Below are 12,379 nucleotides of genomic sequence, written 5' to 3'. Positions count from 1 at the left end.
CCTTATGAGCATTTCAACCACGAGTATAAAACGGCCAGTTCTGGCCATTGTAATGAACCTAATGATCCTGCTATTTGGGGTCATTGGATATAATTTTCTGGGTGTCAGGGAATTCCCAAATATTGACCCAACGGTAGTCTCTGTGAGAACTTCTTATCCGGGTGCCAATTCCGATATCATTGAATCACAGATTACAGAGCCTCTTGAGAAATCAATCAATGGGATTGACGGGATCAGGAACATTTCTTCTTCCAGTAATCAGGGAACCAGTAATATCACTATCGAGTTTAACCTGGACAAAAATATCGACGATGCGGCTAATGACGTACGTGACAAAGTATCTCAGGCAGCCAGAAGTTTGCCTAAAGACATTGACGGAAACCCTGTCGTAAGTAAGGCCGATGCCAACTCTGATGCGGTAATTACCATGACCATACAAAGTGATAAACGCAATGTAATGGAATTGAGCGATTATGCTGAAAATGTGATTGCGGAACGTTTACAAACCATTTCCGGTGTCAGCAGCATACAGATACAGGGTCAGCGGAAATATGCCATGCGGATTAGGATTTCACCGGATAAACTGGCTGCTTACGGTCTCACAACACAAGACATTGTAAGCGCGTTGGACAAGGAAAACGTAGAGCTTCCTTCAGGGAAAATAACTGGGGCTAACACAGAGCTGATCGTAAAAACATTAGGTAAACTAACGAATGAAGAACAATTTAATAACCTGATCCTGAAAACCGATTCCAACAACATCGTTAGATTAAGGGATATCGGATATGCGGCCCTGGGTTCTGAAAATGAAGAAACCGTTTTGAGGGAATCTGGCAAGCCGATGGTTGCCGTAGGTTTAATTCCTCAGCCCGGAGCCAATTACCTGGATATTTCCAAGGAATTTGACAAGCGGTTTGAACAATTGCAAAAAGACATTCCGAAAGACATTAAATTAAACGTTTCTCTGGATACCACCAAGTTCATCAAATCGTCGGTAACAGAGGTGGCAGAGACCATTATCCTTTCTCTGATTTTGGTTATCCTGATCATTTACCTGTTCTTCAGAGATTGGGCTATTGCCATAAGACCATTGATCGATATTCCGGTATCATTGATCTTTACCTTTTTTATCATGTACATTTTCGGATTTTCCATCAATGTACTGTCGCTGCTAGCCATTGTTTTGGCAACAGGACTGGTGGTGGATGACGGAATTGTAGTGACAGAGAATATCTTTAAAAAGGTAGAGGAAGGTTACTCCCCTTTTGAGGCCGCCATAAAAGGATCCAATGAGATATTCTTTGCGGTAATCTCTATTTCCATTACCCTGGCAGCAGTATTTTTACCAGTAATTTTCCTCCAGGGCTTCGTAGGACGGCTCTTTCGGGAATTCGGGATTGTAATCGGGGCGGCCGTATTGATTTCGGCATTTGTGTCCCTGACACTTACTCCAATGCTGAATGCATACCTTATGAAAAAAACAGGCCATAAGAAATCTAGATTTTATGACCTCACGGAACCTTATTTCGTTAAACTGAACGAGGTTTATGAAGAAAAGCTCAATAAATTCCTGGACAGGCGCTGGCTGGCTATTCCAATCATTGCAGTGTGCGTTGGACTAATTGCTTTATTCTGGATAATATTACCTAAAGAAACCGCTCCGTATGATGACCGTAGTGCAATCAACATGAACATTACTACACCTGAAGGTTCCTCATTTGCCTACACCGATCGTTTTATTATGAAAGTACAGCAATTGGTAACGGATTCTGTTCCTGAAAAGAAAGTAAATATTACCATTACTTCTCCTGGCTTTGGTGGCTCTGGTTCTACGAATAGTGGTTTTGTAAGGATGGGCCTTGTAGATCCGGGAGAGCGGGAACGCACACAGGCTGAGATTGCACAAAAGCTGACCAGCATGACCCGCAAGTATAGTGAGGGAAAAGTGACGGTAACTCAACAACCAACTATTTCGGTTGGAAGACGTGGAGGTTTACCTGTAAACTACATCATCCAGGCACAGAATTTTGAAAAATTAAGAGAGAAGGTGCCTTTGTTTATGGATGAAGTATCAAAGGATCCCACTTTTACTACTTCTGATGTAAACCTTAAATTCAATAAGCCTGAAATAGACCTCACTATCGATAGGGAAAAAGCCAAGAATCTGGGCGTATCAGCAGCTGACATTGGCTCTGCATTACAGCTGGGATTAAGTGGTCAACGGTTCTCTTATTTCTTTATGAATGGAAAACAATATCAGGTGATCGGACAGTTTGAAGTAGGTGACCGTAAGGATCCGCTGGACCTGAGCTCCGTATATGTTAGAAATGACAAGGGAGAACTGATACAACTGGACAATCTGGTAACCGCAAAGGAGGAAAGTAGTCCGCCGCAACTTTACAGAAATAACAGGTTTACCTCTGCAACGGTATCTGCCGGACTTGCACCGGGAAGAAGCATTGGTGAGGGAATCGCCGCAATGGATAAAATCTCAGAGAAAGTGCTTGATGAAAGTTTCTCTACCGATCTGGGTGGTGAATCCAGGGATTTTAAAGAGAGTTCGTCTAACACATTATTTGCATTCGGTCTGGCTCTGCTATTGGTGTACCTGATCCTTTCCGCACAATTTGAAAGTTTTATTGATCCAATCATTATCATTTTGACTGTACCAATGGCTGTGGCCGGAGCATTTTTATCTTTATGGCTATTTGGGCAAAGCTGGAATATTTTTAGTCAGATCGGGACGATCATGCTGATCGGTCTGGTGACTAAAAATGGTATTCTTATTGTTGAATTTGCCAATCAACTGAAAGAAAAAGGAGTAAGTATACATGATGCCATCAGAGAAGCGGCAGTTTCCAGGTTGAGGCCGATCTTGATGACCAGTCTGGCCATCGCTATTGGTGCATTGCCTATTGCAATGGCATTGGGTGCTGCTGCAAAAAGCAGAATGGGCATGGGTATCGTAATTGTTGGAGGGACAACATTTTCGCTGGTACTTACTTTATTTGTAATACCGGCCATATATTCTTACTGGTCTAAGGAACATAAAGTAAATGAAGACCTGCAGGCATCTCTAGAAACAAAGGATAGCATCCAGAATGAAAACGAAAAATAATTGGGGTATGAAGCGCAATAGAAATTTATTTTCAATGATCGTCATGCTGGTGTGTTCATTCCAGCTTGTCTCTGCTCAGGAAAAATTAACACTCCAGGAAGCCATTAGCATTGCTTTAAAAAACAACTATGACATCAAACTGGTGAACAATGATGTTCAGATCGCTAAAAACAATGTCAACGCAGGTAATGCCGGCATTTTGCCAAGACTGGATGCCAGTTTCAGTGAAGGTGGCAGTATTCAGAATACGACCAGAACTCAAAGTAGCGGTGCTGAGCAAACATTAAATAATGTAAGAAACAGCAATATGAGTTATGGTGTGGCTCTTGGATGGACAATCTTTGACGGCCTGCAGATGTTTACCAATTATGAGAGGCTCAAAGAGCTTCAGAAATTGGGGGAGGTAAATGCCAAAGCAACTATCCTAACTACCATTAGTGCAGTAGTAAATTCTTATTACACGGTGTTAAAGGAGCAGCAACTTGTAATAGCCAGAGATAGTGCTTTAGATGTATCACAGCTTCGTTTGAGAATAGCAAATAATAAACTCTCCATAGGAAGAGGCTCTAAACTGGATGTATTGACGGCGACAGTAGATTACAATACAGATACTTCAGCTTACCTGCAGGAATTGAATTTACTAAAGACGGCCAAAACCACACTAAACCAGGTGATGGCCAGGGATCTTAATGCAGATTTCAAGGTAGATGAAGTGATAGATATTGATGCAAAACTGGATTATACAGCTCTGGCTTCCCAATTGGAACAGCTGAATCCGGATTTACAGAATGCTTTCATCAATAAAAAGATAGCCGAACTGAATCTGAAGCAGGTTAAAGGTCAGCGCTATCCTGTGGTAGCTGTAAACAGCGGTTATGAATTTCAAAAAAGTTCCAGTCCAACGGGTTTCAATACCCAGCAAAAGGCAAATGGCTTTACCTATGGCGTGACCGCCAGTCTGAACATATTCAATGGCTTCCTGCAAAGACAAAATGAACGTAACGCCAAAATACAGATCAGTTCTTCCGAATTGACGCTTGATAAAGTAAAACAAGACATCAATGCCCAGCTGATTGCTGCTTATCAGAATTACAGTACTAACCTTGATCTCGTTAAGGTAGAGCGGAACAACGTGGACATTGCAAAACAAAGCCTAGACATTACCCTTGAAAAATATAGGTTAGGTAGTATTGCTCCACTCGAGTTAAGAGAGGCTCAAAAAAATTCAATTGACGCGATCACAAGATTTCTCGAGGCTCAATATCAGGCAAAACTTACAGAAATCAGCTTAAAAGAGATCAGCGGTACTTTAAATATTCAATAAGATTACTATTTTTATCAAATGATTCTAGTAGCAGACAGTGGTTCGTCAAAAACCGATTGGATGGGTTACAGCCCGAATGAACAAATCAACTTCAGTACGCAAGGTATAAATCCTTATTTCTTAAATGCCCATGATATCTTTAAGTTGTTTTCCAAGAAAAAGGAAATAGCGGAATATGCGGATAAAGTTAAGGAAATATACTTTTTTGGGGCGGGGTGTTCTTCGCCTGATAAAATTGAAGTGATATCCAATGGGATTTCTTCATTTTTCACGAAAGCCTATGTCTCTGTAGAACATGATTTACTGGGTTCTGCCTACGCTACCTGTGGCGACAAGGAGGGCCTCACCTGCATTTTGGGGACAGGATCAAACATTTCCTATTACGATGGAAAGGATGTACACAATGGCGTTCATGGTCTGGGTTATGTGCTGGGTGACGAAGGAGCGGGCACTTATTTTGGCCGCAAAATGATTACCACCTATCTTTATGGAAAAATGCCTGCTGACCTGAGTAAAGAATTTGCAAGTACCTATCAGGTAGATAAAGAAACAGTCATCACTAATGTTTATCAAAAATCTTTTCCGAATACCTATCTTGCTTCCATCAGCCGCTTTATGGCCGGTCACCGTGACCATCCCTGGATTATAGATATTCTTCGTGAGGGTTTTCAGGAATTTGTTGACACCAATATCAAAGATTACAAAAATTACAAAAACCTCGATTGTCACTTTGTTGGATCAATAGCTTTTTATTATCAGGACATTTTGCGTGAAATTTGTCTTGAAAATGATGTCAAATTGGGAAAAATCTACCAAAAGCCTATTGAAGGAATTTACAACTATATCCTGAAAAAAGAAGGTATCCTGGTTTAAACCAGGTGTCAGCTATTCATTTCTCTGATCTTTTTGATACCGTAGGCTGCCCCTGCAAGTAACAGCAGACCAACACCACCATCTATTGGTACATCAGGATCTTCACCAGGTAATCCCGGATCGCCCTGGGCGATTGCCATGGTATTCATGTTCATAAGTACCATCAACAAAATGCAAGTTTTCAGTTGTTTAAACTTTGTTATCATACGGCGAAATTCATCTAATTTCATCAGAACAAACAACTCTTAAATAAAATAAGCGTAGAATAACCGACTATTAACCTCTAGACTATACAAATTTGCACATGCAAATAAATATGGGTAAGTTTTTAAATTCATGTCTGGTTACTTTTACAGTTCTTTTATTTCAACATCAATCTTTTGGACAATCCTGGATGAGCAATTACAGTTACAGGAAAAAGATCACGATTGATAAGAATAAAGTATCACCTATTACCGTTCGCGTCCAATCAAATACTATTTATTATGACCTCACCGACTTCCCTATCTTAATTGAGTTAATTGATCCCGACCTTATTCATGTACCCGGTAATTGTGGAAACAAGATCAGAGATATGGCAGGAAGAGACATAAGTGTAGCGTTGAGCACGGCTGCTGCAAGCCCGCTTAATTTCCAGCTAGAGCATTATGATGCGTCTACGGGCAAGCTAAGATTGTGGGTAAAAATCCCTTCCCTATCAGCTAATATGAGTGCCTCTGCCCCTACCTCCGTTTTCTTGTATTATGGTTCATCTGTTTTACATGATCCTGAAGGTTCATCTGCTAAGAATACCTGGACGGACAACGAGTATAGCAGGGTTTGGCATATGAACCTGGATGACTTGCCCTGTATCAGCACAGATGCCAAAACCCAGGCTCCTGAAAACCGTCTGACAGGAAGCCCGGGGATGGGACCCGAAGACGCCAACACCACATTACTGGGCTCCGGGATACGGTTTAACGGAACCACACAATATATGACTACAGGTGAGGAAATAAACACGATCCTCACGATATCAGCATGGATCAAACTGAATGCAACAGGACAGGAACAGGTAATCATTAGTAATGATACCAGCGGAACTTTCGGCACTAATGGGTATACACTCAAGGTAAATACAAACGACAACCTTGTATTTGAAATGCGCAGAGCAACTTCGGCAGCATTCGTCAGTACCGGCAATATTAAATTGCAAAGAGACAAGTGGTATTATGTGTGTGCTACATCAAATGGGAAGGATAATAATCTTTTTGTAAATGGAGTTACAGACCTCGGCAGATCAGGCACATTGCAAAGACTGGGCCCTGGCGGTAGTATCAGAATTGGCATAAACAAATCTGGCTCATTGTCCTTTAAAGGAATTGTGGATGAATTAAGGATACAAAAGCTTCCCAGAACCATGCCATGGCTTCAGACCGAATATGAAAACCAAAAGAACGCCGCTGACTTTTATAATATATCCAATGAGGAATATAATCCTGCAGAACGCTCAAGGTTTACAGGAGCGCTCAGTTCTTCCTGGGCGACATCAGGAAACTGGCAAAATGGCTTAATACCCGCATCAAATTCAAACGTTGTTGTCGAGGCCGGCAAGGTACTCCAGATTGGTGCCATGCAAAACTTCAGCTGCAACAGCATTATACTCGAGAACGGATCACTACTTTTAATCGAAGGCAAACTGAAGGTGAACTGCACAGTGGAGATTAAGCCAATGGCAAGAATCTCTTTCGGTGATAATGCTTCTTTAAACTGTGGTGGAGACGTCATCAATCATGGAAACATTTCTATGGTTCAGAGTCGTGGCTCACTAATTTTTTCTGGCAGCCAGCCTGTTCAACATTTCGGTGGCAGCGGAACTACAAATATTTATAGACTAGAGAATACCCAATCCCGCGGGACAAATGTACTATTGATGAATGCACCTATGTTAGTATCAGGAGCGGTAAAATTAAGCAAGGGTACACTCAACTCAAACGGCTACCTCAAACTACTGGCGAACCAACAAGAAACGGCTTCATTATTGCCTATACTAAATACAGACTCAGCAGCTGTTGCTGGAATTGTCCATGTTCAGAAATACATCGACGGTGACTATCCTGCACCCTCAACTGCCAGGGGCTGGAAACTCCTTGCTTCACCTGTCTATCATTCTGAAAATCAGAGTGGAAAGAGCTATACCATAGCAGCCATACAAAATGGCATGTTCGTTACAGGCCTGGGAGGTGTAATTAACGGTTTTGATCCTTCACCTTTGAACAGTGCAACCATTTATACCCACGACCAGTCTGTATCGGGAAAACTTTCTCAAAAATATGTACCAATAGCCAATACATTGGCAAACATCCCTTTTGGAAAGGGTCTTTGCGTATTTTCGAGAGGGGACAAAAACTCAGCAAATGCTTATATAGAGCAGATACAAAACACCCCATTCTTAAACCCAAAAGGCTACATTCTTACTCACTCTGGATTTATTCATACTGGGAATTTATCTATTACACTTGATAACAGGAATGAAGGAAAAGATGGAGATGGCTTCAATTTAATTGGCAATCCTTACCCTACAACCATAAGATGGGGGAATTTAAATAAAGAAAATCTGGTTGACTTTGTTTGGTTATTTGACCCATTAAATAACGCCTATACAGTAAGTGATCTACCGGAAACGCATATTCTCTCGGGAAGTGCCTTTTTTGTAAAGATTAAAAACGGCTTTTCTAATGGTGCCATCACATTTAATGAAACCAGCAAATATTTTGCTGACACTTCAATACCCCCCGCTCCCGCAGCACATATCAAAACTTCGGTGATCAATGTACCGGGTGCAACTAATGAAGTGAATACATTAACTATTGAACTTTCAAAAGGGATTTTCAAACAGCATTGTAAAGTTAAATTCCTTATCACCGGTAACGACGGATTAGATGATCGAGATGCGTTGAAAATAGATGAGGGGCATGTAAGCATTGCGTGTCTGGTAAAGGGGCAGAATCTTGCCATAAATGAAAGATCGTTAAGCGGGGAGGTACTACTATATGTTAAAGGTTGGGAAGCTGGGAAATATCAATTGGCACTAAATGGTGTTGAAGATTTTAAAGGGGCTGCGGTATTTCTTCTCGACAAATACTTAAATCAAAGTCTTAGGCTAACAGGTAAAAATTATTTATATGAGTTTATAATTGATCCGGCAATAAAGGAAAGCTATGGCAGTGGACGATTTTCACTGCAGCTACAAGATCAAGAGTCGGATACAGGTGTTGAAGAATTAACGGTTTATCCAAATCCTTTTAAGGATAACCTATTTTTAAAAACAGCAACGAATATTGAGTATACGATTACATTACGAGATCTTTTCGGACGGCTGATTATACGTCGTAAATTAAAACCCGGAGAGAATATATTATCAGGAATAGATAAAATAGAAAAAGGTCTTTATATACTACAAGTATCTGATGCTATGGGCATCAGACATTTCAAAGTACTTAAAGAATAAATAAACTTAAAGGCCTACAAAACAGACTGATCATCTCTTTTCAGCAGCAAAACATACTCTTCGTCGATGATCTGGTATCCCAGGTCGTAACAAAAACAATAAGTAACGACACCTTCACTGACGACACTGGTATAATGGTCAAAATCGAACCCCTCGCTTAGTAAAACATCTTTGTTCACTTGCGTGCGCCCGGCTGTAATCATCTTATTCAGTATACGCCTGTTCCTTGTTAAAGTATAATTAATATTATTGATCAAAAGCATTGACTTCCGTCTCCTGATCGTATAATTGTAACTACTTCGACAAGCATCACTACAAAACCTCTTATCTGATCGTCCTTTAATGGAGCGGCTGCAAAAAAAACAACCCTTTCCGTTTTCCATAAAACAAATTTTACGGAAAGCTCCTCACTATTTATGAAAATAACCAAATAAGACTGCTTTTATATTTTAGGCGCAGGCGTGAAGCGCAATTCTCTTATTCATTTCTAACCTTACCATAGAAGCGACCCATTCCAATTTCTGCCGCTCAACTTCACTAAAACTTCTGTGTTGTTTGTCAACAATACAAACAGAACCGACATGAAACCCGTCATCGGTGGTTATCGGTGCTGCTGCGTAAAATTTAAGGCCGTATTCTCCAGCGATCAAGGGATTTGAAATCAGGAACAACTCCTTCGTTGCATTTTGAAATGCATTTTCACTTCCTTTAAGTACTGCCAAAGAGCACAAATTAGTGCTGTCATCATTATTCATGTTATTTTCAGTTCTGCCTGTCCACACAGTATTACGATCTATAAAATTTATCATCGCAACAGGTGTATTTAGCATGGTTGCTGTAATAGCAGCTAACTGATCAAATACGGGTTCAGACTTTGTATAAATAATTTTATACTTGTTCAAATTCTCAATGCGCTCCTTTTCGTCTGGAGCAATAATATCCATTCCAATCATCTTGATTTTCTTTTAATCCTTCACCTCCCCATGCTTTAACAATACCCGCAACGAATTGATAACAAGCAATTAGTGATGTTTGATAGGATTAAACAATTACCATACCTGATTTTTTAAGAACTGGAATTTAAGAATTCTTTTTGGGGAAAAACTTGTCTCATATTCAATTTTCAGCACTTTATTGACGCTAATAATTTAAATAAAAATTTTAAGATCTGACAAATAATTACCCGTGTTAAAAATGATTTTTTTTAAAGTGGGGCAAAGTTTTTCTCAATATGAAGAAAATAATCATCCGAAAAATCAATGGCATTGACAATGATTTTATGATATTTTATTGCGTTATAAAAAAACAATCCTATTATTGATAATTCAGTCGGATTGAATCATAATGAAATCACTAATTAACCTCTCTTGATTGCCCCTGTTGTCTGCTTTATGCTACGGACAAGCCATTGCTCCAGAAACCTTCTCAATGTACCAGGTCCACCATCTGCAGTACCGGTAGCTGTAAAAATGAAACTTTAGCGTAATTATTTCTAACAAAAACAGGGCATAGTTAATATGCCCTGTGAATTCAATCTAATAAAAGAGTATTATTTTTTGGTCACCTTAAATTCAGTCCTTCTATTCAACGCGCGTCCTTCAGGATTATCTTTCCCATTTGGGAATTCATTGGGCGCAATTGGAACGGTTTCTCCATAACCTTTGCTCGTCATCCTGCTGATATCAATCCCCTTAGAAACCAGATAATCTACACATGACTTTGCCCTCCTGTTAGAAAGATCAAGGTTATAAATTTCAACCCCCTTACTATCGGTATGGGCACTGAGTTCAATCTCAATTTTTGGATTATCAACCATAATTGTATACAGATAATCCAGCTTTGTTTTCGAATCTTCGGTCAATGTAGCTTTGTCGAATTCATATAAAATATCCTTAAGCACTATGGGTTTGTCCATTTCAAACGGGATAAGACAAATATCAGGACTAAATAATGTGTCTTTTTTTGCAAGATCATCATAACTGAAATTGATGACTTTACTGAAGTACTTGTCTTTTTCTGCTGTGATCTTGATCTTACGATTGGTATTTACTTTAAACGCATATTTACCAGATTCATCAGTAACGAATTTTATTACTTCTAGTGAATCAGTCAATGTAACCGTTGCATTGGAAAGTGGCTTTAGGGTATTACAGTCTAATATTGTTCCTTTTACCGTAAGAAATTCCTTTTTTACGTGAAACATCTCAAGGCAGCATAACGATTCTCTGTCTGAGCTGATGTAACCTTCATTTTCGGAAACTGGAGAAGGCGTAAAATAAATATCATCTTTGGATGAGTTAAACGGGTACCCAAGATTTCTAGGCTCTGACCATTTAGTAAAATCACCTTCGCTTTCATAAAAGTCAAATCCCCCCATTCCAACTCGTCCGTTGCTGCTATACAATAATTTGTTTGTTTGGCTATTAAAGTACGCGGCCTGATCATCTTCTGTAGTATTGATGGTATTTCCCAAATTTATAGCCTGACCCAGTGAGCCATCTCCTCTAAGCGGGCAATACCACAAATCAAATTTACCTGAGCCTCCTGGCTTGTTAGACGAGAATATGAGATATTTGCCATCTTTGGTAACAAATGGCTGTATCGAGCTAAAGCCCTTAACGTTAACCTGACTACCTAACTCAACAGGATCCGACCAGCTTTTTCCATCCGCACCTATATTTAGCTGATAAATCTTTTTATCGTTTTGAGCTGTCCAGCTTGTGATATACATCAACTTCCCATTTGGATGAAATGCCGGCGCTGCAGACTCGCGGTCTTTGCTGATAACCTGAAGTTTTTTAACAGAAACATTTTCTGTCAAAGGATTTCCTGAAACTTCATATACTGCATTTAAATAAGGAGTTTCTTTCCTCGTTACTTTCTCATTATTCTTATCAGTCAATACTTCTTTTCTACCAGAGGTGCTAACGGGACGAGAAGAAGTAAAATAAAAACTACCCCCTTTTAAAGTTGGTGTATAGTTCGACCCTTTGTCATTGATGTCATTCTGAAGTTTACTCAACATGAATAGCCTTGGGTAACGCAATTCGTAAAGGGCAAACTGGCAGGAAGCTATTTCAGATTTAGCTTTAACTGAATAAGCATCATTTACTTTATATTTTGCGAGAAACCTGTTGAACGCTGTAATTGCCTCATTATAGTTTTGATTGGCACGTAAGGTTTCAGCATACCAAAATGTGCTCAATATATATTTTGGACTAGTGAATTCCATGGCTATGGCATACCACTTTTCGGCATCAGTAAAGTTTTTATACAACCTTAGTGATTCAGCCAACTGGAATACGCTATACTCATAGTCATCCTTTTTGGGGCTTTCTTCCTTGATCTTATTTTCAAAACCATAGGGAATAACAAAACCTGCACTATCCGGGGATATTTGCAACGCCTTTTTATAGTATTCAGCGGCAGCATAATACTCCTTATTCTGAAAATATACATCCGCTACTCTTTTACTATTCGTTACAAACTGAGCATTGGCTGCAGTTGCAAACAGGCAAAGGATCATCAATGTTTTAAGCAGTTTCATCTGTATGAAATTATGTTTTTCTATTAT

8 protein-coding genes are annotated in these 12,379 nt (G+C 39.7%); 4 read left to right on the top strand and 4 right to left on the bottom strand.

Features of this window, described 5'->3' with window-relative positions; genetic code table 11:
• Positions 1-4: 4 nt before the first annotated feature.
• The 3 genes from R2Q78_RS09375 to R2Q78_RS09365 are packed head-to-tail and all read left to right on the top strand — an operon-like array spanning position 5 to position 5,315.
• Positions 5-3,118, top strand: a complete 3,114-nt coding sequence (locus R2Q78_RS09375; RefSeq protein ID WP_316791105.1) for an efflux RND transporter permease subunit — start codon at positions 5-7, stop codon at positions 3,116-3,118.
• Positions 3,119-3,125: 7 nt separating this feature from the next.
• The gene (locus R2Q78_RS09370; RefSeq protein ID WP_316791103.1) at positions 3,126-4,442 is read left to right on the top strand and encodes a TolC family protein; all 1,317 of its coding nucleotides are present in this window, start codon (positions 3,126-3,128) and stop codon (positions 4,440-4,442) included.
• Between the two features lie 18 nt (positions 4,443-4,460).
• Entirely contained in the window at positions 4,461-5,315 is an 855-nt protein-coding gene (locus R2Q78_RS09365) for an N-acetylglucosamine kinase (protein WP_316791100.1), read from the top strand.
• Between the two features lie 8 nt (positions 5,316-5,323).
• Here the strand turns inward: R2Q78_RS09365 and R2Q78_RS09360 are convergent, their stop codons facing one another.
• Positions 5,324-5,521: a PID-CTERM protein-sorting domain-containing protein gene (locus tag R2Q78_RS09360; protein WP_316791098.1), complete on the bottom strand. Its 198-nt coding sequence runs from the start codon at positions 5,519-5,521 to the stop codon at positions 5,324-5,326.
• A gap of 110 nt (positions 5,522-5,631) precedes the next feature.
• Here R2Q78_RS09360 and R2Q78_RS09355 point away from each other — a divergent pair, with 110 nt between their 5' ends.
• Positions 5,632-8,805 (top strand): LamG-like jellyroll fold domain-containing protein, encoded by a 3,174-nt coding sequence (locus R2Q78_RS09355; RefSeq protein ID WP_316791096.1) that lies wholly within the window; start codon positions 5,632-5,634, stop codon positions 8,803-8,805.
• 14 nt (positions 8,806-8,819) lie between these two features.
• Here the strand turns inward: R2Q78_RS09355 and R2Q78_RS09350 are convergent, their stop codons facing one another.
• From R2Q78_RS09350 to R2Q78_RS09340, 3 genes are all read right to left on the bottom strand, one after another.
• Entirely contained in the window at positions 8,820-9,188 is a 369-nt protein-coding gene (locus R2Q78_RS09350; RefSeq protein WP_316791094.1) for a DUF2116 family Zn-ribbon domain-containing protein, read from the bottom strand.
• A gap of 66 nt (positions 9,189-9,254) precedes the next feature.
• On the bottom strand, positions 9,255-9,749 hold the full coding sequence (locus tag R2Q78_RS09345; RefSeq protein WP_316791092.1) for a GAF domain-containing protein: 495 nt from the start codon (positions 9,747-9,749) through the stop codon (positions 9,255-9,257).
• Positions 9,750-10,354: 605 nt separating this feature from the next.
• Positions 10,355-12,352, bottom strand: coding sequence for an OmpA family protein (locus R2Q78_RS09340; RefSeq protein WP_316791090.1), 1,998 nt, complete (start codon positions 12,350-12,352; stop codon positions 10,355-10,357).
• Between the last annotated feature and the right edge of the window lie 27 nt (positions 12,353-12,379).

The organism is Pedobacter frigoris (assembly GCF_032678645.1).
Classification (GTDB): Bacteria; Bacteroidota; Bacteroidia; order Sphingobacteriales; family Sphingobacteriaceae; genus Pedobacter; species Pedobacter frigoris_A.
Note: the sequence above shows the minus strand (reverse complement) of the source record. Positions and strands in the feature narration are given on the sequence as shown.

What these genes read in the sequence shown, in the direction of transcription:
- R2Q78_RS09375 (WP_316791105.1), top strand. Translation starts at nt 5, where the DNA reads ATGAGCATTTCAACCACGAGTATAAAACGGCCAGTTCTGGCCATTGTA.
- R2Q78_RS09370 (WP_316791103.1), top strand. Translation starts at nt 3,126, where the DNA reads ATGAAGCGCAATAGAAATTTATTTTCAATGATCGTCATGCTGGTGTGT.
- R2Q78_RS09365 (WP_316791100.1), top strand. Translation starts at nt 4,461, where the DNA reads ATGATTCTAGTAGCAGACAGTGGTTCGTCAAAAACCGATTGGATGGGT.
- R2Q78_RS09360 (WP_316791098.1), bottom strand. Translation starts at nt 5,521, where the DNA reads ATGATAACAAAGTTTAAACAACTGAAAACTTGCATTTTGTTGATGGTA.
- R2Q78_RS09355 (WP_316791096.1), top strand. Translation starts at nt 5,632, where the DNA reads ATGGGTAAGTTTTTAAATTCATGTCTGGTTACTTTTACAGTTCTTTTA.
- R2Q78_RS09350 (WP_316791094.1), bottom strand. Translation starts at nt 9,188, where the DNA reads ATGGAAAACGGAAAGGGTTGTTTTTTTTGCAGCCGCTCCATTAAAGGA.
- R2Q78_RS09345 (WP_316791092.1), bottom strand. Translation starts at nt 9,749, where the DNA reads ATGGATATTATTGCTCCAGACGAAAAGGAGCGCATTGAGAATTTGAAC.
- R2Q78_RS09340 (WP_316791090.1), bottom strand. Translation starts at nt 12,352, where the DNA reads ATGAAACTGCTTAAAACATTGATGATCCTTTGCCTGTTTGCAACTGCA.